Genomic DNA, 26,743 nt, shown 5'->3' with positions numbered 1-26,743 from the left:
GTCGAAAAGATATCGTCCTGACGATACGCTTCGATATGATCAAAATCCGTTTTTCCTGTGGCAAGCAAGCCGATCATCGAGCGAATGACGTCGCTATGGGAAATGTGCACATCTCGACGAACCGTTGGGAGCCGAAGGGCGTTTACTCGTTTATCCAGCTTCGTTTGGTGCAGTAAGTAGCCCACGAGAGCAAGCCCAGCACTTGGAGTAATCGCTTCATCTGTCAATACAAACCGAATCGGGAAATCTTTCATCACATTCACCTACTTGATGAAGAGTCGTCAACGTCGTTTTCCCTTATCGTATCAACGGTTTGCGACCATTGTAAAGATGTTTTGTCACGGATTTAGGACTTATATAGTTATCTTGATTTTTCCACTCTCCACCTTGCGAAGGAACATACTCGTATAAATCACGATGCAGTTGTTTAATGATAGAAGGGGATATCGGAATGGCGTCGTATGATGCGTGGATCAATTTTAACACATTTCGGTATCCGGCAATCTCCCCTTCCGATCGATCCATCGGTAACGTTTGTTCAGCCATAATGCTTTTAAGTCGTTTATCTGTAATGACGATTCCTTCAATCGCATTTGATGATTTTGTGGATTGAATGATCGCTACATTTTTCAGCGTTTCGAGTATTTGAGGAGATTGCTTTTTGTATAAGTCTTGTTTCCCTTTGTATTCATCAATTTTTGTAAGTAGTTGAATCGTTTCCATGGAGTATGGGAGATGTTTCAATAGCTCGTAATTGTATATGCGCATCATATCACCTCGTGTGCAAATGATTATATTAAATTATAGCACACCCAATTATTTTTTATAAAAATATATTCATGAAATAAAAAAAAGAGAACATTCCGCTTTAGGCGAAATGTTCATCAGCAGGAAATAAAATGCCTGTTTGTTTTCTTGCTTCGTCCATCACTTTCATTGTTGCAAGCGAATGGGCGTGTGAATTAATTGTAGATTCCTTCTCTCCCCGTTCGATGAGTGACATAAATTCAAGCGCCTCATAGTACATCGGCTCGTACGGTTGCGGAACGGTGACGTCTTCAATGCGCCCGTCACGGTAATGAATATGTACGCGCGTTGGTGTATGAATCGCATCGATAACGATCGTCCCTTCTTCTCCTTGAATTTCGGCAGGAGCATACGAGTTTGCGATTTTGGAATACATAACGATCGCATCCATCTCGCCGTAATCGAGCATGATGCTTCCTTCGCCATCTACGCCCGACGATAGGCGAACGCTATGGGCTTGAATGGTTTTCGGTTCGCCAAACAAAACAACGAGCGGATATAAACAATATACACCAAGGTCCATCAATGCCCCACTTGAAAAAGCAGGGTGAAAGGCGTTTGCGATCGTTCCTTGCTTAAACGCATCGTAGCGCGAAGAATATTGGCAATAGCTTGCGACGTAGCGACGGACGCGCCCGATTTTCGGTAAATGGTGTTGAACCGCTTGAAAGTTTGGTAAACACGTCGCCTTCATCGCCTCCATCAACACGACACCATTTTTTTGTGCCGCCTCAATCATCGCTTCCACTTCTTTGGCGTTAGAAGCGAGCGGTTTTTCACAAATGACATGTTTGCCGTGATTCATAAGCGTGATTGCTTGTTCGGCATGAAACGCATTTGGGCTTGCGATATATACCGCATCGACGTTTTTGCTTACTGCAAGTTCATGTAAGTTTGTAAACGTTTCGGTTGCCCCTGTTTTTTCAGCAAAGGCGTTTGCGGTTTCTTGTTGTCGAGAATATACAGCTTGTAAATGAAACGAAGGCACTTGTTTGGCGGCGCGAATAAACGCCTCAGTAATCCAGTTTGTTCCGATTGTCGCAAAACGAATCATTTTTCGTCTCTCCCTTTTATATATGTCCAACCGTCTTGTTGGTACACTTTATTTTCTTTCATTAATCGTCCGAGCGCGCGTTTAAATGCCGCTTTGCTCATATGAAAACGCGCCTGAATGTCTTCTGGATCGCTTTTGTCGCTATATGGCATCGCACCGCCACGGCTTTCAAGATAGTTGTAGATCGTTTCTGCATCTGTTTGTAAACTTTCTTGTTTTCGCGGGAGTAGCGATACGTTAATCGTTCCGTCTTCTTTCACAGCGATGACGCGCCCTTCGACAAGTTCACCGAGACGTGGTTCGCGTCTTCGTTGTGACTCGTGAATAAATCCGATATACCCGACATCTGTGATAAGAAACGATCCTGCTTTAATTAAACGGTAAATGCGTCCGCGCACATTAGTGTTAAACGCAGAAGCGGGAGCGGGAACGCTTATTTGTTTCATCGCTTCTTCATCCGCGAGTTTCGCGAGGAGGCGACCTCGCTTATCTACTTGAAGCGAACAGTATAATTGATCTCCTTTTTCTGGCCAAAGCGTCGGAATGGACGGTAAGTCGTCGAGCGACAATAAGATGTCTTTTTCGATGCCAATATGAACGAACACACCTAAGTTCGGAACTACATCGACGACGTCGACCCAACCGTATGATGTTGTTGTGATTAGCGGTCGTTTCATTGTTGCACGCATCCGTCCATCATGATCGTGATATAAAAATACGGTCACATCATCCCCAACTTGTAACTCGCCTTCGCATTGACTTTCATGAAGCAAGGCGCTTTCTTTTCCGTTTGTGACGATGTAGCCGAACGGTTTTTGTTCTTTTACTTGCCATATTACGATTTGTCCAATCATTGCTCTCTTCCTTTTTTATAGTGTTTAATGCTTATTCTACACGATTGCAAGGAAAGACACAAAGGGATGTATCTTCTTTCCTTTTGACGTGTTACAATAAAGAAAAAGTGTTGAGGTGGGGAAAATGAGTAAAGTAGCACGAAATGCGTTATGTCCGTGCGGAAGTGGAAAAAAGTATAAACATTGTTGTGGGAATAATGTTGTGTCGATGCATGAGCTTATCGATCAAGACGTTATTCACCATATGCACGATCTCATTCACTATGCTACATTTGAACACGAATCGTTTTTGTATCGAACGGTTCAAAAACATATAATCGTAGAACAAACGGACGAAGATACAACACCTGTGTTTCGCTTTTTCATTAGTATGTGGGCGATGTTTTTCAAAAAGGATGCACATGGGATGACGATTTTCGATTACTATTTGCGCACAATTCGTAAACAGGCTGTTCGTCCAACCGTCTATAGCATCATTCAGTCGTGGCGGCAGGCGTTTCCGACGTTTGTTTGCATTGATGAATTGCGCGATTCGTATGTTGTCGTAACAGATTTATTAACTGGGGAAACGAAACATATGAAACTACTTGATATGCCGGATGAGTTCGAGTTGGAAGAAGGACAAGCGTTGGCAGGAATTTTTGTACCTCATGGTCAATATATCGCTTGCTTCGGGACATTTTTCCCTCTCCCTGTCGTTTTAACCCGTCCGTTATACGTATACATACAAGATGTTTGGAAAGCATGCGACGAACAGTATGAACAATGGATTGAGACGTATCCAGAAACGTTTCAAAAATCATTACGTTTAACGATGTTTGACGTCGAAAGTTTATCGCCAAAACAAGAACAAGTGTTTATATTATTTGAACAAAACTTTCCGAAAAAAGATTTGTCCATTCTTGATACCGCTCGTCTCATTTGGGTGGAATATTGTCGTCTGTACAATCCGACGATTCGAAAGCCAGAAGTGTACGCAGCAGCGCTTCATTACATTATGGCTGATGCGATTTTGCATGAATGGATTCCACAAAAACAACTTGCTGAGCAATACGGCATTTCTGCGAGTACGTTATCGAAACGGATCGATACGTTTTACGATGCGTTTGAAGACATTGCCGAACAAATTCACGACCAACTTGATGACTTATTTACTGACTGGGATGATGACGACTGGGAAGAAGATGACTGGGACGATGAGGACATCTTTGAAGTATGTGAAGATTGTGATGAAGAGTAAAAGGGAGCGAATCGGCTCCCTTTTACAGTTTGCTCAACGCTTTTTTTAATAGCGCGTTGCGTTGCGTTGATTTTTGTTGTTCGTATGTTTCACGAAATTCTTTCGCATGATTTGGGCTAAAGCCATTCTTTTTTAATTCGTTTTCTAGTGCGTTGTAAATGACGTTGAATGCTGCATCTGTTTTTGCCTCAAGCTCTTGGGCAGCTGTGTTGTATTTGGAGAAGAAGTAATTAAATGATACCGATTGTCCATTTGCTTTTCTTTCTTTGTACTCTCCAATTGCGTGATCGACAAGCGCGTCAATTTTAGCATTCGCTTGCTGTTGGAGGAGTTCAAACGACGGACGATACTTTTCTTTAATGCTTGCGACCGTTACTTGTTGGACGGGTTCGTTTGTTTTGTTTTCTTCATTTGTATTATTTTGTTTGTTTGATTTGCTTTCGTTATTTGTTCCTTTTTCATCGGATGAAGACGATGACTTGTTTTCCTCCTCATGTTCTGTTTCATTGTTGCTTGCTTGACTATTTGTGTCGTCTGGATTCTTTGTTGTGGATGTTTGCTCGTTTCCTGACGCAGATGACCCGCTGTCATCAGGCAACACAATTTCATATTCTTCTTCTACAATTTCAGCTACTTCTTTGTCTTCTTTCTTCAAATCTACTTTTTTATTCGTAAGAAAATAATAGTATCCCCCTGCACCACCAAGAAGTAAAACGATGATGCTAAGTGAAATGACGATCCACTTTTTCACTTGAATGATCTCCTTTCTCTTTGTTCCGCTATGTTTATCATACACGATTTTATAGAACAATGGACATAAAAAATGTAACCAAGCTGGAAATACGTCTTGATATCGTCATACAATTGAATTATTATAAACTTATGGAAATAAAAGATAGATTACGGTTGTTAGTACTTTCATATTCACATATATTTAAATGAGGTGATGAAATGAAAAAATATCCATGGAGTCAAAAGGCATTGCGGGCGATGATTGCAACAGCTGTTGCTTTTACCCCAGTAGTTGCGGTTGGTGGACAAGCTACACATGTTGAGGCGGCGCAAGATGAGCTAGGCACGAAAATCTCAAGACTTGTTGCAATTTATAACAATTTAAGTTCAGAAGGTGTGACAGTTTACAATAAGGCTGCAGCAGCTTTAAATGGATTACAGGATAGCGATTGGGAGTACGTTATTGGCTCGACAGTGAAAGAAAACATTGACAACAAAGCAGGCACAGGAAAGGCAGTAGAAGTTGCGAAAGCTTTAGCAACGATTGTGTATAGTGCCAATGGTTCGACATTAGAAAGTCAAATTCGCTCGTTCCAAACGAATTATAGTGATGAGTTTGATCAAGTGTTTGGTACATCTGTAACTGTTGATAAATTAATTACATTTTTTACAGAAGCAGAAAAAGAGGTATGGAATCATTTAGATCAAGCTATCGATTTAGCGTCTAATCCATCAGAAGAACAATACAAGAGTTTTATTCGTACGATTCGCAATGGAGTGGAATCGAAAAATCCAAGTCTTGCTACGCTAGATGCTGATTTAAGAAACGGGATCGGTGCAGGGTTAGACGATTTGTTTAGTATGAAAACAAGATTAGACGAAAAACTTGCTTTAACAGCAGAAGACAAGTCCACTTTAAAAACAGCGCTTAGAGCTGCTATTGTAGCTACAGGTAATCCGTATTCATCAGGCGGTGGTAGCACAGGCGGTGGTAGCACAGGCGGTGGTAGCACAGGTGGTGGCAGCACAGGCGGTGGCACAGTGGTTACCCTTCCATCAACAACTAGTGCGGAAAATGGTAAAGTAACTATCGGTCAGGATGTCGCAACGACAAAAGAACAAACGAACAGCAAAGGTCAAAAAGAAAAAGTAACCGAAGTGAAAGTAGACAAAATTGCAGACATCGTTAATCTTGTTTCAGCTCAAAATAAAGAAATCGTGTTAGGCGTTGGTGCGCTTGGAGCGAATGAAGTGGCAAAAGCGGTGGTGCCGGCGAAGCTATTCGCAGACGTAGCGAAAAAAGAGGCAAAAGCGATAGTGAATGTTCAAGCAGATAAAGCATCATATAAGTTACCTGTGGCGGAAATTCAAGCGAAGCTTACCGAAATCGCGCAAAAGCTAGGTTCAAGCATAGATAATATAAAAATCGTTATTGAAATGACGAAAGTCAATCCGCCTCAAGGAGTAACTGCGGTATCGGATGCGGTGGAGTTTAACGTTGTTGCTACAGCAAACGGAAAAAGCGAAACGATTACACGGTTTACGCAATATGTGGAACGTGAATTAAAGGGATCGAAAGTATTTGTTCCACAACGTTCGGTAGCTGTGCGTGTTGATGCAAACGGCAACCTCGTCTCTGTGCCAACGGTGTTTAACGGTGACAAAGCTACCGTGAAATCGTTAACTAACTCAACATATGTTGTTGTTGAAAATCATAAGACGTTTCTGGATGTAGACGGTGGAAAAACATGGGCTGAAGCGTATATTGAGGCGCTTGCATCTAAGTACATTATTAAAGGAAAAACAGATCAAACGTTTGCACCAAAAGAAAATATGACACGTGCGCAATTTGCTGTTTTACTTGTTCGTGCGCTTGGATTGCCAAGTGAGACATATGATAAACGGTTCAAAGATGTGAAAGGAACAGAATGGTTCAACGAAAATGGCGAGCTTGCTGCGGCGGTGAAACATGGAATTATTCAAGGGAAAGAAAACGGCTTGTTCGCACCAAACGCTCCAATTACTCGTGCGGAAGCTGCGGTCATGCTAAAACGAGCGTTAGAACTTTCTTTCTTGGACTATGACATGACGCAATTAAATACGTCGAAAAAAGTGACGGATTTCAAAGATGCTGCGCATATTAAGTCGTGGGCAAAAGACGGTGTAGAAAAAATGTATCAAGCTAACATTTTTACAGGTCGGGAGAACGAACGTTTTGTACCGAATGGTTATATGACACGCGCGGAAATTGCCAAAGCGTTAGTAAAGTTTTTAGCATCTGCGAAATTAATGAACGATGTACAATAAAAAAGGGAGCGACGGGCTCCCTTTTTTTAAATGAGTTCAATATCTTCTAAAATCATGCTTGCGAAAAAGCCGCTGATGTGATGAAGTGCTTCAAGCACCGCTTTTGGATCGGCATGGAAAAAGTCTTTCATCATCGACTGATTTTGTTCATGAATAAATGCGAAAATGAAATCTGTCTTGATTCGATTGCTTAGTAAGACAGGGCAATAGCTCAGTTCAAGCTTACGTTTTATATTTCCTTCGTCGCCGAAATGTTTGCGATACACTTCACGCAACGTTGGCAATTGTTCTTGAATTTTTTCATGCGCATCTGTTAACCATGCTTGCACGGCTTCAGCAGGTGGAAATTGTTTATGAAGCAAAATGAGCTCAAAGATTTTGTTTAATGCAAAGCTTGACTCTGTCGCAAAAGCGACGTTCGTTAACAATAACGAAACGTATTCTTCTTCTGTTTTTGTTTCCATGCGCATTTTCATAAAAATTTCTAATATTTCGGAGTGTACTTTTGTCTTCGTCCAATCTTTTGTTAATTGTTGAACGAGAGCCATTACCGTGCGATTGACGGTATCGTTTGTCCATTGTTCCATGGCGTATGCAACCCTTTCTTATGCACATATGTATACCATTAGTTTACCAATGTTATGACAAAGAAGAAATAGTCAATTGTTATATTCATGTGATATGATTAGTAGTGTTGTCGAATGATCGAAGCGAAGGAGAGTTTTTTATGTCGTTTCAAACGGTTCACATACTCGGAGTTCCGTTTGTTCGTGCGACAATGGATGAAATGATGTCCGTCATTCATGCGCACGTCAAACAACAAAAGCCTTGTTTTATCGTGACGGCCAATCCTGAAATTGTTATGAAAGCAAATGAGGAACCGACATACATGGCGACCATTCAGCAAGCGGATTACGTCGTCGCGGATGGCATCGGGGTCGTGAAAGCAGCTGAATGGCTCGGTACACCGCTTCCCGAACGTGTCGCAGGTTACGATATGTTATGCCGTTGTTTGCGGATGGCCGACGAGCATCAATATCGCGTATATATGATCGGCGCAAAAGAAGAAGTTGTACAAGCGGCAGCGAAACATGTGCGTGACCGCTATCCGAACGCTCGTTTAGTCGGAGTACGCAACGGCTACTTCGATTGGAACGATGAAACGATCATCGAAGAAGTGAAGCGAGCCGAACCGGATTTTGTTTTTGTCGCGTTAGGCATGGGGAAACAAGAACAGTGGATTTCTCAACATATACAGACAGTCGGACGCGGTGTATGGATGGGCGTTGGCGGAAGCTTCGACGTGCTTGCCGGCGTGGTGAAGCGCGCACCTGAACTATGGATTCGTCTCCATTTAGAATGGTTGTATCGACTGTTAAAACAGCCGACGCGGGCGAAACGAATGCTTGCATTGCCGCGCTTTGCGTGGACCATCTTAAAACAGAAGGTTGTCGGAAAATGAGCCAGTCATTTATAAAAGGAACGATGATTTTAACGATCGGTACGATCATTTCGAAAGTGCTCGGCAGCATTTTTCGTATTCCATTGCAAAATATTGCAGGGGATAAAGTGCTCGGTATTTTCAGTCTCGTTTACCCGCTTTATATGGTTGCCTTAATTTTATCTGTCGCAGGCATTCCTATCGCGGTATCAAAATTAATTTCGGAAGCGCGCGCCCAGCAAAAAGAAGATGAAGTCGCGCGTCTCGTACAGACGGCGAGCGTGTTGGCATTTAGTTTCGGCGTGCTCAGCTTTTCGCTCCTTGCAGGAGGCTCCTCATGGATCGCCCAAGCACTAGGTGGCGAGGAAGCGCAATGGGCGATTATCGTCGTCAGTACGACGTTACTTATCTCGCCGTATATGGCGGTATATCGCGGCTTTTTCCAAGGGCTTGAAAATATGAAACCGACAGCTACGTCGCAAGTACTTGAACAATTCGTGCGCGTCGCTTTTATTTTACTTGTTGCTTTTTATATGGTGAAAGCTGCATACCCTGACGATATAATCGCCGGAGCAATTATGATTGGCTCGCCGCTTGGGGCGCTCGCGAGTCTCGTATACTTACGGACGTTGTATGCCCGCTCTCCTTACCGTCCGAAGCGCGTGAAACTAACGCGTACGCAGTGGATGGAGATGAGCAAGACGATTTTAACGTTATCCATTCCTATTGCGCTCGGTGCGCTTGCGATGCCATTTTTAAATTTAGTCGATTCGCTCTCCGTCCCGATCGCCCTTCGTTGGCATGGGACAGAAGGAGGGGAAACGAGCTATTTATTTGGGCTGTATAGCCGTGGAACAGCGCTCGTGCAAATTGCGACCGTATTTTCATCTTCCCTTGTGCTCCCGCTCATTCCGCTGTTAAGTAAACAGCTAGCAAAAGGGGAAATAAATCGAGCACAGCAAACGATCGAACAGTCGTTTCGTCTATCCCACTTTTTATCATGGCCCATGGCGGCAGGACTCGCCGCTTTAACCGTTCCGCTCAACGTCGCTTTATTTACAAATGACGAAGGAAGCGCGACGATGGCGGTCGTGTTGGCAAGTTCTCTATTTACATCATTCGCGTTGCTTGGGACAGGCATTTTACAAGGTATTGGCGAGTCGAAACGAGCTGCTTTCATTATTTTAATAGGCTGTCTCGTGAAATGGGGGACAAACGTTTTATTTATTTCACGGTACGGCTTAATCGGTGCCGGCATTTCGACGTTTGTCACATATGCGTTTATTACGTGGGCAAATCATTATGCGATTCGTCGGCGCATTCCGCTCGCATTTTGGAATCGCCAAGCGATCATTTACGCACTCGCCTCACTCATGATGGGCGCATGTTTATTTTTCATTTCCCCAACGACTAGTAGAATGGCTTCTCTCGCTTATGTAGCGGCGGCGACGATCGGAGGGGGCTTGCTTTATGTTGGAGTGGTTTTTGCGCTCGGTGGCGTTACGCTCCAGCAAATGCGCCAATGGTTGAATCAAACGAAGAAGGGATGAAACATGTGAAAAAATGGTTGTTATTTATTATAGCGATTTCGCTTGTGCTCATCGCTCCAGCGGTAGGCAAGCGCCATGAAGTAGAGTGGAACAATCGGACGTATGAAATCATCATGCCGTATGACGAAATTGAGGCGTGGCTGCAACAAGATAGCGAACATGTGTGGAAGAAGCTGAAAGAAGCTGGGTTAACGACGGTGAGCGTTGAAGCAGAAACGCTCGAGTCACTTGAAAAATCAGGACATGTGTTATTGTTAAATATGGACGAATGGAAGCATACGCTCGTGTTATTAAATGAACGTGTCGATCAAATGCCATCGCGCGGACTTGTTGTGTATCCGCTTAACGATGCGTTCCCAGTCGCTTCGTCATTACGCGACACGTTCGGTGATGATGTCCGAGAAGTTGAAATCAATCAAAAAACGTACTATGTCATTGAAGGAAATGCGAAAAAAATTGAGCGCGTGCCGCTCGGATATGATGAAGCAAAAGTCGCCCATGTCATCGAACGCGGCTTTATGGTTGTACTTCGCATTCCAGATGCGCGCGATATGAATGAAGGGAGCGTCCGCGTGCTCCAACAAGTGGAATCGTTAAAAAATGAACATATGTCAAAGCTGCTTCCTACTGGTGAACAAGTAGCAGGCTACCCGTCTGATGTGGAAAAGTGGGGAGAAAGATGGAAGCGTGCAGGATATGCTTTATTGTCAACGGAGTTTTATGAAGCGAAAGGGTTGACGACATTAGCGAAAGCGATGGATGTGCACGTTGTTCGATTGCATAGTTTAAATTTAGAGCAGCGAAAGCCAAATGAAGCGGTTGATGTAGCGATTCGTGCGATTAAAGAGCGCAACATTCGCGCCCTATTTATTCGCCCGTATACATCCGAAGAAATAGCACAAAATATTGAAAAAACCGTTTCCGTCATGAAACAAATCGTTCAACATATGCCAAGCCACTATACGCTCGGAAAAAGTGAACCGTTTGCGCCAGTAGAGCGGTCGTCTATGGCAACCATTGGCTTAATTGTTGGGACGACAGCTTTCCTTTTTCTTGCTATTCGTTCGCTCGTTTCTCCGTTATGGGCATTTGTGGCGGCAGGGGGGGCGTTCGCTCTTAGCGTGGCTGGTGCGTTTCTCGCGATCGATTTAGCATGGAAAGCACTTGCTTTACTTGTAGCGATTGTGACACCTGTTTACGCTGCCAAGCCTTCTTCCGTCCAAGAAGGATGGCGCGGAACGATGATGGCATACAGTCGTGCGATTGTCATTTCGTTTGCCGGAATTAGCTGGATTGTAACGATGTTGTATGGAAACGAGTATATCGCTTACGTTGGCGAAGGATTTCGTGGGGTAAAACTCGTTTATGTCGTGCCGATTGTAGCGATGGTCGCGCTCGTTTTACCTTCAATCGTTCAAGAGCCGATTTTACCTTTCATGAAGCGGCTATGGAAGCATCCGATTACTGTCGGACATGTCGTGCTTAGCTTGATCATTTTCGCTCTGTTGGCGTATTACGTCTTGCGCTCTGGCAATACAGGAACGGCGAGTGCGTTTGAACTAGCAGCGAGACAAAAATTAGAAGAATGGTTGTACGTACGTCCGCGCACGAAAGAATTTTTGCTCGGTTTTCCAGCCTACGTGCTCGCTTTAGCGGTCATAAACCGACAAAAGAAACTAGGTGCTGTTCTTCTTGTTGTAGGAACGATCGGCTGGTTGTCGATGATCAATACATTTACACATTTACACATACCGCTCTTCATTTCATTTATTCGCACGATGTATAGCCTCGGGCTCGGATTTGTATTCGGTGTCGTGCTCATTTATGCTTATCGTTCGGTGTGGAAATGGAAAAAGGTGATACGATGAACGTTGTAATTTCTGGCTATTATGGTTTTCATAACGTGGGAGATGAAGCCATTTTATATGCGATTATTCAGGCGCTTCGTGCGCATGACCCACATGTGCAAGTGACAGTTTTGTCGAACGACCCATCGTTTACGGAACGAACGTACGGTGTTCGTGCAGTAAATCGCTGGCGAATAAACGACATCATTCAAGCGCTCCGCGAAAGTGATGGTTTGATTAGCGGCGGTGGCAGCTTGCTTCAAGATCAAACGGGCTGGCGCAGCATTCCGTACTATACAGGGATCATGCAAATTGCCAAATGGCTCGGCAAACCGGTCATGGTGTACGCACAAGGGATGGGGCCTGTCAATAAAAAACAAAATCAATGGCTAGTGAAATGGACGCTTAATCAAGTCGATCGCATCACAGTGCGCGATGAGCCTTCCGCTCGGTTATTGCATACGTTAGGTGTAAAACGGTCGATTGCGGTCGTACCTGATCCAGTAATGGGACTGAAGCCGCCGACGTCGCCAACGACGTGGTGGAACGAACAATCGTTTACCCGTCCAGTCATTGCCGTTTCGGTGCGCGATTGGCCGCGCGGTCGTGATTTTGAAAGAAAAATAGCGGCAGCGCTCGATCGATCTGTACAAGCCGGATATCACGTTGTATTTATCCCGATGCACGGACGTCATGATGATGAAACGTCCCGTCGTGTGCTTCAGATGATGACGGAACATGCGGTCGTAGCGCCGCATGACGCAAGCATTGAAGAGAAAATGGCGATCATTCAAAGTGCTCATTTGCTTGTAGGTATGCGCCTACACGCCCTTATTTTTGCAGCGGTCGCCCATACGCCATTTATCGCTTTGTCGTACGATCCGAAAATTGATGCGTTTGCCGAGCAAGCAAACCAACCGGTGTTTGCGCATGTCGAACGAGACGACTGGGACGGCGAAGCGCTATTTTCCTATATTCAGCAATGTATGCATGAACGAGAAGAACGAAAAGAAACGATGGTTCGCGCGGTCGCGCTACTTCAACAACATGCACAACAAACAGCCGCACAAGCGCTCGCTTTGTTAAAGCGCAACATTTAGCGAAAAAAGGAAAACAATTTACTGTTTAGTCCCGGACATTTTCCGGGATTTTTATTGTTAAAATTATGAAAATTCATTATAATAATGGCGAACATACATTTGTGAGGGGGAGTTATGGTGGAACGGATGGAAGAGTACATTATTATGGAGGAAACGGCTGCGCTCGTGCCGCAATACGATGAATATGGCCGGCTCGGCACGATTGTTTATGAATTGTACAATACGTACAAAGTAGAGCAATCACCGAAACAAATTATGGAGCAAAGCTGCCGTTACTACGGAAGTACGTATGAAGGAAAAGTGCATGCAGCAAAACATATTCTCGGCATTCGGCAAATGGTTCCGATCTCCGTTTGTGAAGCGCTTCGGCTCTACTTCTTTCCAACATGTTCTCCTGACAGCGATCGATGCATATGGATTGCACCATCCCACATCAAGATGATACAACCGTATGAAAAAAAGAAAACGAAAGTCATTTTAAAAAATAAACAAGAACTCATTGTCGACATCCAAAAAGGAACGTTTGAAGGAAAAATGTATAAAACAGCGATGCTCATTTTCATTTTACAACAAAGAATAGTGAATAACTATGAAAAATAGTGTATAATATCTCGGTAGTACGAGGGAAAAGAGGAAGATGATGAGGACGTTGCGTGGACATCATTTATTATGTGTGCATGGGTTTCAAGGGATGGGATATAGCGAATCGTTTGTGGAAAAGATGAGTGAAATTGTCGCGTTTATGCGCGATGACCGTACGGATGGCCCGATTCGCGTCATCGCTGCTCTCGATGAGGCGTGTTATGCATGTCCACATCATGGGATCGACCGTTGCGAAGCAAATGAAAACTCGAACGAGCACGTATTGGCGATGGATCGGCGCGTGCTCAACCATTTACAGCTCGAAGAACGAGGAGTTTACATGAAGTCAGAGCTCATCGAACGAACGAAGCGGACCGTTGAGCCGGATGATTTAGATGTGCTTTGCGCCGGCTGTTCATGGCTATCGTATGGTGTGTGCAAAGAAGGAATACGAAAATTGAAAAATTTTTCTGACAAAAACAAATAAAGATGTGCTATGATAAGAAAATAAGTTGACTTGCTTACGATGAAACGTAAAATAGCGGCTTATCCAGCTGTTATTTTTATAGAAAAATAGAAAGAAAGGGTTATCGCATATGAAAGTCGTAAAATTTGGAGGAAGTTCTGTTGCCAATGCACAGCAATTTCAAAAAGTCGCACATATCGTGACATCGGATGAAGCGCGCAAATTTGTCGTCGTCTCTGCCCCGGGCAAGCGATGCAAAGATGATACGAAAATGACGGACTTGCTTATTACGTTGGCGAAAAAAGTGATGGAAGATGAGTTGTACGAAGGGGTGCTTGCGCAAGTTGTCGCACGTTACGATGAAATCGTCACCGATTTGCATTTGTCGCGCGATATTTTAGACGTCATTTCCGCGAACTTACAACAAATGATTGATACGTATCGCGATCAACCAGAGCGCTTGCTTGATGCATTAAAGGCGAGCGGAGAAGATAACAACGCGAAGTTGATGGCGCATTATTTTCGTCAGCTCGGTTATGAAGCGCATTACGTCAATCCGAAAGATGCCGGCATTTTCGTGACGGATGAACCGGGGAACGCACAAATTTTGCCTGAGTCATACGATCAGCTCGCCCGTTTAAATGAGCGAAGCGGCATTTTAGTCATTCCTGGCTTTTTCGGCTATTCCCGTTCTGGGCATATCGTGACGTTTCCGCGCGGCGGTTCGGACATTACCGGCTCGATTGTAGCCGCAGGTGTTGGTGCTGAGCTATACGAAAACTTTACCGACGTCGATTCCATTTACTGCGTCAATCCATCGATCGTCGAGCATCCATGCCAATTAAAAGAGCTAACATATCGCGAAATGCGCGAGCTGTCGTACGCTGGTTTTTCCGTTTTTCATGACGAAGCGCTCGAACCAGTGTATCGGCGCGGCATTCCGGTATGCGTGAAAAATACGAACAATCCTGAAGCGCCGGGAACGATGATCGTCGCCACGAGAGATCATCGCGAGCGTCCTGTCGCCGGCATTGCTAGCGACACTGGCTTTTGCAGCATTAACGTCAGCAAATATTTAATGAACCGCGAAATCGGATTTGGACGCCGGTTGTTACAAATTTTAGAAGATGAAGGCATTTCATATGAACATACTCCATCAGGCATTGATAATATGTCGGTCATTTTACGTGAAGAACAATTGGCTGGAGACATAGAACGTCGCGTTTTAGAGCGCATCGTGAAAGAGTTGCGCGTAGATGAAGTGTCTATTGAACGCGATTTGGCGCTTATTATGGTCGTTGGGGAAGGAATGGAGCGGAGCGTCGGTATTGCGGCGAAAGCGACGGCAGCGTTTGCGCGGGCGAACGTCAATATTGAAATGATTAACCAAGGTTCATCTGAAGTGAGCATGATGTTTGGCGTCAAGGCAGATGCGGTCGAAAGAGCAGTGCGCGCACTATATGACGTATATTTCTAATCGCATAAAAATGGAATAATCGAACAAAATAACCATAGCACATATAAGGGAGGAAAAAACATGCGCGTGCTATGGTTATTCATTTGTTTTTTATTTGCCGCACCGGTGCAAGCGGCCATTTCTGAAGAAGCGTTGCGGCAATACGTCCATGACATCGGGTGGACGATGGACGACTTAACACGTTATTTAGCGAAATGGAATATGACAATCGATCATTTTTCTTCATTGGAAGCGTTGAAAAAACAATTAGGCACCCCGATCACACCGGAGCGTCTTGATGAGCTATTGCTCCGTTACGAAATGACACAAGAAGAAGCAGAGGCGCTTCTCGGGCAGTTTGGCGAACAATTGCAACAATATACATTTATCGAAGATTTATCATACGCTTTATCGTTTTATCGCGGCCGTTACGAAACGATGCAAGCGATGTCGGACATTTTAGCGACAATCGGGCTAACGGAAGATGAAATTCGCCGCCTATTTGAACGAACCCCTCTGTCAGCGAAGCAGGCGCTCGAACGCCTTGACAAAAATGTGCAAACGCTCTTGTTGCGCGATTCAGCGACACCGCTTACAAATAAAGAACGACATGCGTTGTATGCCCTTTGGAACGAATGGCTGTCGCTGTATCGCCTGCAAGCGAAAGTGTTTGAAGTAAACGAACATGGGCGAAAACCGATTTCGTTTGGACAAATAGAAACAGCTACAGCCCCTGTCGTTATGGAATGGTATGATGAAAGAGGAAATTTCGTAGCCGATTTATACATTCCGTCTGAACGGATGAATTCGAGCGTGTTGATTGATGCAAGCGAACAACTTGCACACATTGGGAAGATGGCACTTGATTTAGAAAGTGGTTTGCTTGTTGCACGCATGCCGAAAACCGCTTCTTCGTATGGGCTGAACATATTGATCGGTGTCGCTCTACTTTTTGTAAGCTTCGTGTTATGGAAGAAGGGAAAACGATGCGAGCCGTTGCGATAGCATGTTTTCTTTTTAGCGCATCGTTCATTTGGGCAAATGTGTTCGGTTGGTATAAAGCATATGAAGCGGTACAACGGGGCGACCAACCTATTGTACAACAGGGTGATGTGATCGGCACGCTTTTTATACCGAAACTAAACATATCCATGCCGATTTATGAAGGATTGCAACAGTTAAATAAAGGGGTGGCGCACGATGAACGAAGTGCGCTTCCGGGGAAAGGTAATCATACGATTTTAGCAGGACATCGCGATACGGTATTTCGCCAGCTTGGCGACATTCAACGAGGAGACGAGCTAGTCATTCGTACGAACGATCAAACATGGACGTACGTCGTTCAACATATTCGCATCGTCTCACCCGACGACCAAACTGTTCTCGTCCCGAAAGCGCATCCGACGTTGACGCTTATTACATGTTATCCGTTTCAATGGATCGGGCATGCCCCAAAACGATACGTCGTCGTAGCGAAACAAAAAATGAGAGGCTGATCGATGTTCATCAGCCTCTTTTCGTGTGCATTTGTTCTTTAAACTGTTGCAACAACGTCTCGCCGTGCAGCCCGCGTTGAACTAAATCTTCTAAAACAACTTCAGCTAAATTCGAGCGCTTGACGAGCACTGCATCCATTAATACGCTCATTCGTTCACCCATCATCGTAACGGAGCGAACGGTGGCGCGTACATGGGCCGGATCGTTTGTCTTTCGAGAAATCGTCACGAGCGCATCAAATGTCGTCTCCTTTTCTTTCAGCGATGTGAATAGCTTATGATACGTTTGCTCGACATACGCTTCCACAAGCCAGCGTTGGTTTTCATCTTCTTTATTAATCATTAAGCCGTCAATGAGCGGAATGTCTTGCTTTTGCCCATGCAGCAATGTGAGGGCAACGAGCTTAAATGTTTTCACCGCATCCACCTCGCAATATGAGTTGCCTCCATTATACCATACGAAAAGGTGCGGAAAAAAATAAAACAAAAAGTGAAAATTGAATTTTCGGGCGCTTTTTTCACGAAACATAGCTGAAAAACAGCAAAAAATTTAAAAAAACGGCTTGAAAATTCAAAAATCGTCATTTTACAGCATATTTTTCTTGTCATATCATATGAGACAAGGAGGTGATACACAATTCCTCTCATTTCCTTCCAAAATGTGTCCTCTACTGCTCCCTCACAAATTGGCTAGCACCCCTTGCTAGCCTCTTTTTTTCAATTGACCGTCCATAGAGGGAGTGATATGCTAGGGAGTAAAGAAAGGGGTGAAGCGAAGTGGAAGATCAAGTTGTTCAAGCTGTGAAAGAATTGCTTTACGAAGTGCGTGAAATGCGTCAAGAGATGGAAGCTTTCAAACAAGAGATACGTCAAGAGATGCAAAGCTTCAAACAAGAGATACGTCAAGAGATGCAAAACTTCAAACAAGAAATACGTCAAGAAATGGAAAGTTTCAAACAAGAAATACGTCAAGAAATGGAAAGCTTCAAACAAGAGATACGTCAAGAAATGCAAAGCTTCAAACAAGAAATACGCGAAGAAATAAAGGAATTGCACGTGCGCATTGGAAAGCTAGAAACGAAAGTGGACAAGCTGCATGACAAATTTGAATTGCACGCGCAAAAACAATGGCAAACAGAAGCGGACGTGTATCGATTGAAAAAATTAATTGGCATTGAATAAAGGGCAGATGCGCCCCCTTTTTTATTTATAATACGATAAGAGCGAACGGAGCGAGAAAGTCTCACTCCGCATTTTTATTTTAATGCATTGATCATTTCATCAATCATTTTCACCACTACATGCTCGACCCGTCTCCGTTTATGCGCAGGCAACGATTGTAGCGCGTACAAACGCTCAGCAAGATCGGGCCGTTCGTTCATGTAGCGAATGAGCGACAATAGTTGGTCGTTCATCTCACTCGTTCCATATGCTAGTTGTACCTCATGTAAAAGTTGCTTATCGGTCGGCGGCTTCCCAAGTAAAAAGTCGACGCTGACCGAAAAAAGTTCGCTCATATCGATGAGCGACTTGATGTCGGGCAGCACTTCACCATTTTCCCATTTGCTCACTTTCGAACGAGAGACGTTCAACCGTTGTGCCAACTGCTCTTGCGTCCAATGATGCGCTTTGCGCAGCCGCTTAATTTGTTCACTGACGTATTGTAACATTGTCTTCCACCAAATTCCCTTTTTCTTTTTACAATAGAAGAATAAAAGGGATTGTTTTGTTCTTTTTCGGAGCAAAAACAAAATTCGTTCGAAAATAGAACGAAAATAGACGGTTCATTTGTCGAAAAAAGTTGATTGAATATTCATAAAATGTAAAAATATACATTGGAAAAACTTGAAGGAGATGATGAATAGTGCATATTTATTTTGCAAATTTCATTATCCATCAAGCGAAACGAGGTGGGGAACCATGTGAAGTGCTCATTAAGGAAAAGCCGCATCCTCCGTTTCGTGCATCACGAACGATCGAGCCCATTCACTTTTCTGATTCACTTCAGTTTATTTCACCACCAACGGCAAAGCAGCCGTTAGATCCTGTTCGCTATCGTCTCATCACATGCACGACGAAAGATGACGTATTTTTATTTTTTAAAACCGTCGATGAACAAATGATGGTCGTTGTCACCTTCTTATTTAGTAAAGGAAAAGCGCAAATTAGCGTGCGACGTTGGAATGACTTCGAGAAGCAATATGTCCCCGTATCGATGAACGACCTCACCGCAGTTGAAGAACGAGCAATCCAATGTACTTTTCGTTCCGTATCTATTCGCTCTGGGCAAAAAATTCGATACTGTTTGTTTTGATCTGTACTAGATGAGGTAAAAAAATGATATAAAAAATAAAAATATGTTTGTTAAACGAGAGAAATGATGCTAAAATATAACTGTAGTACTATTTCCTTCTGTTTACGATAGAGAGCGGTTGGTGGCCAGAGGCAAAGAAAAAGGGGCTGATGAAATTCATCATCCCCTTTTTCCTTACTGTGGAATATAAGCTCGCCATGTAGAGAAATCAACTGTTTCTTTTTGGACGAGTGATTTTGGAAAGATGAACGTCCACGGTTTGCTTGTGTTCGCTTTTACTTCCAACTGCAGTGTAAACGCTCCGCGCGCTACCACATCTCCTTTAGCATCTTCGACGATGAGCGGCAATTGTTCAAACGTAATATGCTTATTCGTACCGTTGCGAATGAGCAGTGTGACGATCAAATTTCCTTCTTCATTTACTTGCGCTTGCAACCCCATCACGTTTACTTCGCCTTCTTTCGGTGGGGTAAGGGAACGGACGAGCTGTTCCAGTTTGTCTTGATCTTCTTTTCTTAATTGTTTTTTCCAACTTTCCTCTAAATCTAGGCGGTGCGGCTTTTTCAATTCAAACGCTAGTTTCCAGCCCGTCTCCGGAATATGTTCGGTGTGCAAATCTTGTTTCGTGAATACAAATCGCCATGGCCGACTACTTTTCGGTGGAATGTCACCTAATTCTTGCATCGGGAATATTTTGCGACCGAGTACTTGTCCGTCCGGTCCGATAAACAGTAACGGAGTTTCATCGAAACGAATCGCTTTGTCTAAACTGTTGCGCACGAATGCAGTAATGACATAGTTGTCCCCTTCTTTTTTCCATTCGACCCCAGATAACGATACTTGATTTTTTTTCAATGGAGGCAATTCGTTGTTCACATATTGAAAATAATATTTTTGTTCTGTCGTTAACGACATGAGCGGATGAATGGATAACGTCGTACGCACGTCTTCATCTTGTTGTTCGTGTGCGCCATCAAATAATTGATTCGCTTGAATTGTACTATCTTCACCTTGTTTTTTCTTTTTAAAGAATGGAAGCATTGTTCCATCTCCTTTCTTATTGTGTAAGCAGCTGGGCAAGTTGTTGGGAAGCATCTTTTTCTAATCGGTGGTACATGAGTGTAAAGAGCTCCAACCCTTCTTTTGCATATTGGCGCATTGGATCTTCTTGGCCGTAAGAGCGCAACCCAATTCCTTCCTTTAACAATTCCATTGCCTCTAAATGTTTTGTCCAATGGAAGTCGATTAAGGAAAGCAACGCCCGTTGAAGCGCCCATTGTTGTTCTTCGGTATGTTCGAATGTATGAACACGCTCTTTCCATGAAGTGATCGCTTGCTGGACGATCGCTACTACTTCTTTTTGCTCGACGACACCAGCTACATCAATGTGTTCGTTTGTCACCGTTTGAACGGTTTCGACTAAACGCGCAACATCCCATTCTTCTGGAATGGCATCTTCTGGGCATGTATAAGCTATTTCTCTTTCTAAAAACGACGGAACCATGTTGACAACAATGGCTACAACATCATCCGCCTCTAGTACGCGATTGCGCAGCGTATAAATGGTGCGGCGCTGCTCGTTTAGTACGTCATCGAGCTTTAAGTTATATTCGCGCACCGAGAAATTGCTTCCTTCGCAAATGCGCTGGACGCGGTTAACAAATTCATGGACGTCTTCATTTAACACTTCGCCTTCTTCATTTACACGAAGCGACTTTTTCATTTTCTCCAGCTCCTCTTTGGCGAAGCGACGAAACATATCATCTTCGAGCGAAATGAAAAATTGCGAACGACCGGGATCACCTTGGCGGCCAGCGCGTCCTTTTAGCTGATTGTCAATGCGGCGGCTTTCGTGGCGCTCTGTACCAAGGACGTATAAACCGCCAAGCTCAGCAACTCCTTCCCCGAGCATAATGTCCGTCCCGCGCCCAGCCATATTTGTTGCAATTGTAATTTGCCCCTTTTGACCGGCACGCGAAATCAACTCGACTTCTTGTTCGACGCTCTTCGCGTTTAACAATTGGAACGGCAGCCCTTCTTCCGCTAAATATTTCGCCACTTTTTCCGATTGTAAAATGGACGTTGTCCCAATGAGCATCGGCTGTCCAGTCGCGTGTACGCGCTTCGCTTCTTTGGCGACTGCTTTATATTTTGCCTCGATGGTCGCAAAGACGCGGTCAGGCAAGTCTTGACGAATGACCGGACGATTTGTCGGAATTTGAACGACATCCATGCCGTACAACATTTGAAATTCTTTTTCTTCTGTTTTCGCTGTGCCCGTCATCCCTGATAAAATCGGATAAAGACGGAAATAGTTTTGAATTGTAATCGACGCTTGAATTTTGTTTTCTTCGGTTAGTTCGAGACCTTCTTTTGCCTCGATCGCTTGATGAAGTCCGTTACTTAAGCTTCGTCCTTCCATCGGGCGGCCGGTGAACATGTCAATAAGCAACACTTTTCCATCTTTTACGATATAGTCGACATCGCGCGTAAACATGACATATGCCCGCAACGCTTGAATGACGTAATGATATAACACTTGATGTTCAAGGTCATATAAGTTGTCGATGCCAAATCCTTTTTCAATTTTTTCGATACCTTGTTCTGTTAAGTTGACCGTTTTCGTTTCTTCATCATATTCGTAATCTTCATCACGAACGAAATGTTTCACGATGCGAGCGCATAAATAGCTTAATTCGGAACTGACGCCTGTCTTTCCTGCAATAATGAGCGGTGTTTTCGCCTCGTCAATGAGTACGCTGTCGACTTCATCAACGATCGCATAATGGAACGGGCGTTGGACGCGATCGGAGACGTGATATGCCATATGATCGCGCAAATAATCGAACCCGAACTCGTTTCCGACTCCGTACGTAATGTCCGCTGCATACGCTGCTTTCTTTTCTTCTAGCGACATGTGCGGCAAGTTTAAGCCGACCGTCAGCCCTAAAAATTCATGAATTTTTCCAATGAGGTCGCGGTCGCGTTTGGCTAAGTAGTCGTTGACCGTAATGACGTGCACACCTTTTCCTTCTAATGCGCGCAAGTAGCTTGGAGAGGAAGCAACGAGTGTTTTTCCTTCTCCTGTCGCCATTTCTGCGATGTTTCCTTCTGCTAATACGAGTCCGCCGATGAGCTGAACATCAAAATGGCGCATCCCGAGGACGCGTTTCGATGCTTCTCTGACGGTCGCAAACGCTTCAACTTGTAAATCGAATACGCTTTCCCCTTGTTGAAGACGCTGTTTAAATTCCGATGTTTTATCGCGCAGCTGCTCATCCGTTAATTTTTCAAACGATGGCTCCAGCTCATTGATGCGAGCAACCGTTTCATAATAACTTTTTAGTTTCCGTTCATCACGGTTGACTAGTTTTTTTATGTAAGACAACATGTTGCATTCTCCTTCAATACGAATCAAATAGTCTCAACGTACAGTATACCATTGTTCCCAAAATGTTTCACGCCTCGGAAAATATTTCTTTACTTTTTGTTTATTGGGTGATATTGTAAGATTGTTAGAAAAATTTATCAAAATATGAAACTTTTTTTGTTTTTTTTATCGTTATAGTAGGTGTATTTGTTTTTCGAAGCGAATATATATGTTACATTCTTTTGAAGGAGGATCTTTATGAAAAAATGGAAGAAAACCGCATTATCGATTAGTTTAGCCTCATCGCTTATCGTGCCGGCAGTTGCGCAAGCATCGACGGAGCCGCCGATTGCGCAATGGAAAAAGCAAACGGTAGAGAGCAAGCAAACGTCACTTGTTTACAAACGGTTTGAAGAAGCACAACAGCAAGTGAGCTCAGACACATTAATTATTAAGTACCATGAAAAAATTCCTGCCGCTGTTCATCGTAGCCTAGGGGCGACGTTAAAACAGTCGTTTCCGCAATTGCGCTACGACGTCGTCACGGTGCAAAAAGGAAAGAACTTGCAAGAAGTGATGAAAAGCTATGCAAAATTAAAAGCGGTCAAAAGTGTGACGCCAAGTTTTACATACAAACGGCTCGGCTCGGCTGATCCGAAAGCAGATCGCATGTATTTATTGTCATTGTTAAACATCGACAAAGCGTTAAAACTCGCAGGAAACCATCGCGTCACAGTTGCCGTCATCGACACGGGGATGGATACGAAGCATCCAGAGTTGAAAGGTCGTGTTTTGCCAGCTTACAATGCGATTAACCCAGCTGGCGCTCCGATGAAAGATGTGCACGGAACGCACGTTGCCGGCATTATCGGGGCAAATGCAAACAATGGAGTTGGTGCCCACGGGGTCAATCCAAACGTGACTATTTTGCCGATTGACGTTTTTGGCGGAGAGATGGGCGCAAGCGACTATACGATCGCCCAAGGCATTTTATATGCGATCGAAAAAAGGGCAAAAGTGATTAATATGAGCCTTGGCGGTTATTTTAGCTCGCCCATTTTAGAAGAAGCGGTTAAGCAAGCCATTGATGCGGGCATTACTGTCGTTGCGGCAGCGGGAAATGAAGCGACGGATATGTATGCTATTCCTGCTTCATACGAAGGGGTCATTAGCGTCGGGGCGACGGATAGTAAAAACAAGCTCGCCGACTTTTCAAACTATGGACCATCCGTTGACCTTGTCGCTCCGGGTGTTGACGTATACAGTCCGATTTACGACTATGCGAAAGGTTCTTCGTTTGCGGAGTTAAGTGGAACGTCGATGGCAGCGCCTGTCGTCGCTGGAGTCGCTTCGCTTCTTTTATCAAAGTATCCGAACTTAAAACCGTATCAAGTCGAATGGATTTTAGAGCGCACCGCAACGGATTTAGGGGAAAAAGGATATGACTTAACATACGGCAACGGCCTAGTGAATCCTGTCGCTGCGCTACAATATGACATGAAAAACGTGCCACAAAAAGAAAATTGGAACGATGAAACGATTTTAGCGAAAGCGCCAATCATTGACGCGAAAGAGGCGTATGTGAAAAAAGGGGCGCTGACAAAACCGGAGGAAATGCATTGGGTAAAAATAAACGTACAACAAGGTGAAAGCATCCAAGCTATACTCGAAGGCGCTCAATCGTACGACTACAAACTTGTGTTCCGATTTTACCCAGAAGGAAAAACAACATCTGAAAAGCCGATGCAAGTCAATGACGGACGCGCAGGGGAAATGGAAGCCAAACTATTTACAGCGAAGCAACCAGGCGTATTGGCAATCGGTGTAACAGATGCGAATGGCAACTATAGTTTACAAGGGAAATCAACATATACATTAACTGTCCAGTCGTTTACGGAGCTTGTAGATGACGGCATAACGAAAGAAAATCCAGCAACGATCGAACAGCTTCCGTTCGTTGCAGAAAACTTGACGTTCGTTTCAGGAGGAGAGGAAAGCGACCGCGACTACTTCCGTTTTACCGTCGCAGAGCCGACAACCGTGAAGTTTCAACTGTCTCCTGTGCCGGGCATCGACTCTTCTTTACACGTATATGTAGCGGAAGACTTGTATCGCCCAGTCGATCCAGATGCGAAATATAGAGAAATACCGTTCCCGATCGCTTCCGCAAACAACAACGGCATGAGCCGCGGGGAAACGTTAACGTTTGAAGCGTATCCGGATGTACAATATGTGCTTGAAGTATCGAGTGAACCGTCGCTTGCATTTTACACGATGTTTTCCTATCGGATGATGTCAAGCAGTCAAACAAATGAAGGAAAAGGCTCAGCCATTCCGTACACGTTAACTGCGGATGCGATCACGTTGCCGCCAGATGAAGATCATTATCCAGCACGCGAGCCGATGCCATCAGAGGAGGAAGCGATTCAACAAGCAGAAAAGTTAAAAGAAACGGCGCGCAAACCGAACGATACGTTTATCATCATTGATGACGGAAACTGGAGCTATTTTGAAAAAGAGCAAGTGCAACAAATAAAACAACAAGCGCGAGACTACAACGTTGGCGACCGAATCGAAGCGTTTATTCAATTTAGTTATGACCAAGACATGTATCGCGTAACAGTGCCGAAAACAGCTATTTATCAGTTTGCGTTCGAAACGCCGGACGATATGATGCCATCAGCCGTTTTGTTCGAATACGATGAGAAAAAAGATGATCTTATCCCTGTAAACTATTTTTGGCCGTTTGATTGGATGTCCGGGAAAAAGCAGACGAACTGGACGCTTATTTTAGAAGAAGGAAAAACGTATTACATGTCGGTGCAAAACGACTACTATCAGCCGGTTGCTGATCCGTACGTCATCACGTCGAAAAAGCTTATAGATGCGCCGAAAGATGTAAACGAGAACAATAACGAACCGATTTTGGCGACTGTCGTGCAAGTGAACGAATCGAAAACAGGAAACTTCGTATTGCCAGAAGATGTGGACTATTATTACTACAAACATCGTGAAGCGAACGGTGTGTTGACGTTTTATGCAAAACCAAGCAAAATCAATGCTTCGTTGCCGAAAGAGCTTCGCGGTACGTTAATTCCGATCGTATCGGTCGTTGAAGATACGAACGGGAACATGACGATTGATGAAGACGAATACGGTAAAGCAGTGACGTTTTTCCCTACCGGCTTCAGTCCGTTATATGACGTGAACGGTTCATTCCGTGCGAAGAAAAATGTCGGCTACTTCTTTATCGTGAACGGGTTGATGTGGGATGGACTATCGCTTCAGTCGTACAACTTTGGCATTCAATCGCTCAATAAAAAAGATGAAGATGCTGCATCTATGATGAAAAACAACGTGCCATCGAAACCGCTCGCGTTAACGAAAAAAGGAAACGTATACGAAGCGCGCGGATATATGAACGTCGTTGACTACGGCGATAAAGACGCTTACAAGTTCGTCGTTGACCGCGACGGCACGTTTACATTCAAGCTTAACGTACCGGGGACGATGGATGGAGTGATGTCCATTTTCGATGCGAAAGGGCGCATCGTGCAATCGTACGACAACTACGGTGAGGGCGATGCTGAAATCGCTACCCTTTCGTTGAAAAAAGGAACGTATTATGTCGTCGTTGAAGAAGCGCTAGCTCGGCCAAACGCCAACCCATATACGCTCTCTATAACGAAGAAATAAATACGAAGGCTGCCTATGCATACAGGCAGCCTTCCTTATTTTTCTTTTTCATCGTTACGTTTGACGTGTTAACATAAACGTAGATTGATAGATAACGAGGTGGTCAACTACCCGCCACTTAAAGCCTAACGGCTTTTGAAGTGGGGGCTTGCCAAGCCCTAGTTGACTACCCTCAGCCATTCAATGGCTACGTTGGAGGGGTCATGACACTTACGGATGCTCCTCCAGTCCGTAACCCTGTCGCAGATGGTTAGAAGCTCTGATGGGTAGGAGCGGTGCTGTCTGCCAAACAAGTCCTTCCAACATTGGGGAGGAGGAACTCACTCCTGAAAGGAGGTACACGTCTTGTTCGTGTACATTATCAATAAGCATGGAAAACCACTCATGCCATGCTCACCAAGGAAAGCAAGACTTCTGTTAAAACAGAAGAA

24 protein-coding genes and 1 pseudogene are annotated in these 26,743 nt (G+C 44.2%); 15 read left to right on the top strand and 10 right to left on the bottom strand.

What is annotated here, in order from left to right:
- The 4 genes and pseudogenes from BM213_RS10355 to BM213_RS10340 all read right to left on the bottom strand — a co-directional run.
- A pseudogene (locus tag BM213_RS10355) lies at nucleotides 1–254 on the bottom strand (IS1380 family transposase); the annotation flags it as partial.
- A 43-nt stretch (nucleotides 255–297) separates the two neighbouring features.
- Nucleotides 298–768, bottom strand: coding sequence for a Fic family protein (locus BM213_RS10350; protein WP_244149255.1), 471 nt, complete (start codon nucleotides 766–768; stop codon nucleotides 298–300).
- Between the two features lie 100 nt (nucleotides 769–868).
- On the bottom strand, nucleotides 869–1,861 hold the full coding sequence (locus tag BM213_RS10345; protein WP_091703806.1) for a Gfo/Idh/MocA family protein: 993 nt from the start codon (nucleotides 1,859–1,861) through the stop codon (nucleotides 869–871).
- On the bottom strand, nucleotides 1,858–2,715 hold the full coding sequence (locus BM213_RS10340) for a CvfB family protein (RefSeq protein ID WP_091703803.1): 858 nt from the start codon (nucleotides 2,713–2,715) through the stop codon (nucleotides 1,858–1,860). The genes BM213_RS10345 and BM213_RS10340 overlap by 4 nt, the downstream gene beginning before the upstream one ends.
- A 124-nt stretch (nucleotides 2,716–2,839) precedes the next feature.
- On the opposite strand from BM213_RS10340, the gene BM213_RS10335 reads away from it, so the two are divergent.
- A complete protein-coding gene (locus BM213_RS10335; RefSeq protein WP_167357404.1) occupies nucleotides 2,840–3,955 on the top strand; it encodes a YecA family protein in 1,116 nt (371 codons plus the stop codon).
- 22 nt (nucleotides 3,956–3,977) lie between these two features.
- Here BM213_RS10335 and BM213_RS10330 read toward each other — a convergent pair whose 3' ends face one another.
- The gene (locus BM213_RS10330) at nucleotides 3,978–4,706 is read right to left on the bottom strand and encodes a hypothetical protein (RefSeq protein ID WP_091703799.1); all 729 of its coding nucleotides are present in this window, start codon (nucleotides 4,704–4,706) and stop codon (nucleotides 3,978–3,980) included.
- 200 nt (nucleotides 4,707–4,906) lie between these two features.
- Between BM213_RS10330 and BM213_RS10325 the strand changes: the two genes are divergently transcribed.
- Nucleotides 4,907–6,994 carry an S-layer homology domain-containing protein gene (locus tag BM213_RS10325; protein ID WP_091703796.1) on the top strand — a complete coding sequence of 696 codons (2,088 nt, stop codon included), beginning with the start codon at nucleotides 4,907–4,909 and terminating at the stop codon, nucleotides 6,992–6,994.
- Between the two features lie 26 nt (nucleotides 6,995–7,020).
- Here the strand turns inward: BM213_RS10325 and BM213_RS10320 are convergent, their stop codons facing one another.
- Complete coding sequence (locus tag BM213_RS10320) at nucleotides 7,021–7,581, bottom strand: hypothetical protein (RefSeq protein WP_091703794.1); 561 nt, start codon at nucleotides 7,579–7,581, stop codon at nucleotides 7,021–7,023.
- A 140-nt stretch (nucleotides 7,582–7,721) separates the two neighbouring features.
- Between BM213_RS10320 and BM213_RS10315 the strand changes: the two genes are divergently transcribed.
- The 9 genes from BM213_RS10315 to BM213_RS10275 all read left to right on the top strand — a co-directional run bounded on the left by BM213_RS10315 (nucleotide 7,722) and on the right by BM213_RS10275 (nucleotide 16,932).
- The gene (locus BM213_RS10315; RefSeq protein WP_091703791.1) at nucleotides 7,722–8,456 is read left to right on the top strand and encodes a WecB/TagA/CpsF family glycosyltransferase; all 735 of its coding nucleotides are present in this window, start codon (nucleotides 7,722–7,724) and stop codon (nucleotides 8,454–8,456) included.
- On the top strand, nucleotides 8,453–9,985 hold the full coding sequence (locus BM213_RS10310) for a putative polysaccharide biosynthesis protein (RefSeq protein ID WP_091703788.1): 1,533 nt from the start codon (nucleotides 8,453–8,455) through the stop codon (nucleotides 9,983–9,985). Before BM213_RS10315 ends, BM213_RS10310 begins: the two co-directional genes overlap by 4 nt.
- A complete protein-coding gene (locus BM213_RS10305; RefSeq protein ID WP_244149254.1) occupies nucleotides 9,982–11,853 on the top strand; it encodes a DUF5693 family protein in 1,872 nt (623 codons plus the stop codon). The genes BM213_RS10310 and BM213_RS10305 overlap by 4 nt, the downstream gene beginning before the upstream one ends.
- Nucleotides 11,850–12,932, top strand: coding sequence for a polysaccharide pyruvyl transferase CsaB (gene csaB, locus BM213_RS10300; RefSeq protein WP_091703809.1), 1,083 nt, complete (start codon nucleotides 11,850–11,852; stop codon nucleotides 12,930–12,932). Before BM213_RS10305 ends, csaB begins: the two co-directional genes overlap by 4 nt.
- Before the next feature lie 126 nt (nucleotides 12,933–13,058).
- A complete protein-coding gene (locus BM213_RS10295) occupies nucleotides 13,059–13,532 on the top strand; it encodes a competence protein ComK (RefSeq protein WP_244149257.1) in 474 nt (157 codons plus the stop codon).
- A gap of 40 nt (nucleotides 13,533–13,572) precedes the next feature.
- Nucleotides 13,573–14,001: a DUF1284 domain-containing protein gene (locus tag BM213_RS10290; RefSeq protein ID WP_091703779.1), complete on the top strand. Its 429-nt coding sequence runs from the start codon at nucleotides 13,573–13,575 to the stop codon at nucleotides 13,999–14,001.
- Between the two features lie 109 nt (nucleotides 14,002–14,110).
- Nucleotides 14,111–15,457 (top strand): aspartate kinase, encoded by a 1,347-nt coding sequence (locus BM213_RS10285; protein ID WP_091703776.1) that lies wholly within the window; start codon nucleotides 14,111–14,113, stop codon nucleotides 15,455–15,457.
- A 60-nt stretch (nucleotides 15,458–15,517) separates the two neighbouring features.
- On the top strand, nucleotides 15,518–16,441 hold the full coding sequence (locus tag BM213_RS10280; protein WP_091703773.1) for a processed acidic surface protein: 924 nt from the start codon (nucleotides 15,518–15,520) through the stop codon (nucleotides 16,439–16,441).
- Nucleotides 16,423–16,932, top strand: a complete 510-nt coding sequence (locus tag BM213_RS10275; RefSeq protein ID WP_091703771.1) for a class D sortase — start codon at nucleotides 16,423–16,425, stop codon at nucleotides 16,930–16,932. The genes BM213_RS10280 and BM213_RS10275 overlap by 19 nt, the downstream gene beginning before the upstream one ends.
- Before the next feature lie 10 nt (nucleotides 16,933–16,942).
- Here BM213_RS10275 and BM213_RS10270 read toward each other — a convergent pair whose 3' ends face one another.
- Nucleotides 16,943–17,350: a YwpF-like family protein gene (locus tag BM213_RS10270; RefSeq protein ID WP_279625323.1), complete on the bottom strand. Its 408-nt coding sequence runs from the start codon at nucleotides 17,348–17,350 to the stop codon at nucleotides 16,943–16,945.
- A 359-nt stretch (nucleotides 17,351–17,709) separates the two neighbouring features.
- Between BM213_RS10270 and BM213_RS10265 the strand changes: the two genes are divergently transcribed.
- Complete coding sequence (locus tag BM213_RS10265; protein WP_091703764.1) at nucleotides 17,710–18,114, top strand: coiled-coil domain-containing protein; 405 nt, start codon at nucleotides 17,710–17,712, stop codon at nucleotides 18,112–18,114.
- A 74-nt stretch (nucleotides 18,115–18,188) separates the two neighbouring features.
- Here the strand turns inward: BM213_RS10265 and BM213_RS10260 are convergent, their stop codons facing one another.
- On the bottom strand, nucleotides 18,189–18,602 hold the full coding sequence (locus BM213_RS10260) for a helix-turn-helix domain-containing protein (protein WP_091703761.1): 414 nt from the start codon (nucleotides 18,600–18,602) through the stop codon (nucleotides 18,189–18,191).
- 194 nt (nucleotides 18,603–18,796) lie between these two features.
- On the opposite strand from BM213_RS10260, the gene BM213_RS10255 reads away from it, so the two are divergent.
- A complete protein-coding gene (locus BM213_RS10255; RefSeq protein WP_244149253.1) occupies nucleotides 18,797–19,246 on the top strand; it encodes a hypothetical protein in 450 nt (149 codons plus the stop codon).
- 174 nt (nucleotides 19,247–19,420) lie between these two features.
- Here BM213_RS10255 and BM213_RS10250 read toward each other — a convergent pair whose 3' ends face one another.
- Complete coding sequence (locus BM213_RS10250) at nucleotides 19,421–20,287, bottom strand: accessory Sec system S-layer assembly protein (protein WP_091703756.1); 867 nt, start codon at nucleotides 20,285–20,287, stop codon at nucleotides 19,421–19,423.
- 16 nt (nucleotides 20,288–20,303) lie between these two features.
- Nucleotides 20,304–22,637 (bottom strand): accessory Sec system translocase SecA2, encoded by a 2,334-nt coding sequence (gene secA2, locus BM213_RS10245; protein WP_091703753.1) that lies wholly within the window; start codon nucleotides 22,635–22,637, stop codon nucleotides 20,304–20,306.
- Nucleotides 22,638–22,874: 237 nt separating this feature from the next.
- On the opposite strand from secA2, the gene BM213_RS10240 reads away from it, so the two are divergent.
- Entirely contained in the window at nucleotides 22,875–26,312 is a 3,438-nt protein-coding gene (locus BM213_RS10240) for a S8 family peptidase (RefSeq protein WP_091703751.1), read from the top strand.
- A 351-nt stretch (nucleotides 26,313–26,663) separates the two neighbouring features.
- Nucleotides 26,664–26,743: RRXRR domain-containing protein (locus tag BM213_RS15170; RefSeq protein ID WP_279625324.1), on the top strand; the 80-nt coding region annotated here is incomplete at its 3' end.

This window comes from Anoxybacillus pushchinoensis (genome assembly GCF_900111795.1).
GTDB lineage: Bacteria > Bacillota > Bacilli > Bacillales > Anoxybacillaceae > Anoxybacillus > Anoxybacillus pushchinoensis.
The sequence above is the reverse complement of the archived record's forward strand: the minus strand, read 5'-3'. Positions and strand labels throughout refer to the sequence as shown.

Coding starts and splice junctions, on each gene's coding strand:
- BM213_RS10350 (WP_244149255.1), bottom strand. CDS start 768: ATGCGCATATACAATTACGAGCTATTGAAACATCTCCCATACTCCATG.
- BM213_RS10345 (WP_091703806.1), bottom strand. CDS start 1,861: ATGATTCGTTTTGCGACAATCGGAACAAACTGGATTACTGAGGCGTTT.
- BM213_RS10340 (WP_091703803.1), bottom strand. CDS start 2,715: ATGATTGGACAAATCGTAATATGGCAAGTAAAAGAACAAAAACCGTTC.
- BM213_RS10335 (WP_167357404.1), top strand. CDS start 2,840: ATGAGTAAAGTAGCACGAAATGCGTTATGTCCGTGCGGAAGTGGAAAA.
- BM213_RS10325 (WP_091703796.1), top strand. CDS start 4,907: ATGAAAAAATATCCATGGAGTCAAAAGGCATTGCGGGCGATGATTGCA.
- BM213_RS10320 (WP_091703794.1), bottom strand. CDS start 7,581: ATGGAACAATGGACAAACGATACCGTCAATCGCACGGTAATGGCTCTC.
- BM213_RS10315 (WP_091703791.1), top strand. CDS start 7,722: ATGTCGTTTCAAACGGTTCACATACTCGGAGTTCCGTTTGTTCGTGCG.
- BM213_RS10310 (WP_091703788.1), top strand. CDS start 8,453: ATGAGCCAGTCATTTATAAAAGGAACGATGATTTTAACGATCGGTACG.
- BM213_RS10305 (WP_244149254.1), top strand. CDS start 9,982: ATGAAACATGTGAAAAAATGGTTGTTATTTATTATAGCGATTTCGCTT.
- csaB (WP_091703809.1), top strand. CDS start 11,850: ATGAACGTTGTAATTTCTGGCTATTATGGTTTTCATAACGTGGGAGAT.
- BM213_RS10295 (WP_244149257.1), top strand. CDS start 13,059: ATGGAAGAGTACATTATTATGGAGGAAACGGCTGCGCTCGTGCCGCAA.
- BM213_RS10290 (WP_091703779.1), top strand. CDS start 13,573: ATGAGGACGTTGCGTGGACATCATTTATTATGTGTGCATGGGTTTCAA.
- BM213_RS10285 (WP_091703776.1), top strand. CDS start 14,111: ATGAAAGTCGTAAAATTTGGAGGAAGTTCTGTTGCCAATGCACAGCAA.
- BM213_RS10280 (WP_091703773.1), top strand. CDS start 15,518: ATGCGCGTGCTATGGTTATTCATTTGTTTTTTATTTGCCGCACCGGTG.
- BM213_RS10275 (WP_091703771.1), top strand. CDS start 16,423: ATGCGAGCCGTTGCGATAGCATGTTTTCTTTTTAGCGCATCGTTCATT.
- BM213_RS10260 (WP_091703761.1), bottom strand. CDS start 18,602: ATGTTACAATACGTCAGTGAACAAATTAAGCGGCTGCGCAAAGCGCAT.
- BM213_RS10250 (WP_091703756.1), bottom strand. CDS start 20,287: ATGCTTCCATTCTTTAAAAAGAAAAAACAAGGTGAAGATAGTACAATT.
- secA2 (WP_091703753.1), bottom strand. CDS start 22,637: ATGTTGTCTTACATAAAAAAACTAGTCAACCGTGATGAACGGAAACTA.
- BM213_RS10240 (WP_091703751.1), top strand. CDS start 22,875: ATGAAAAAATGGAAGAAAACCGCATTATCGATTAGTTTAGCCTCATCG.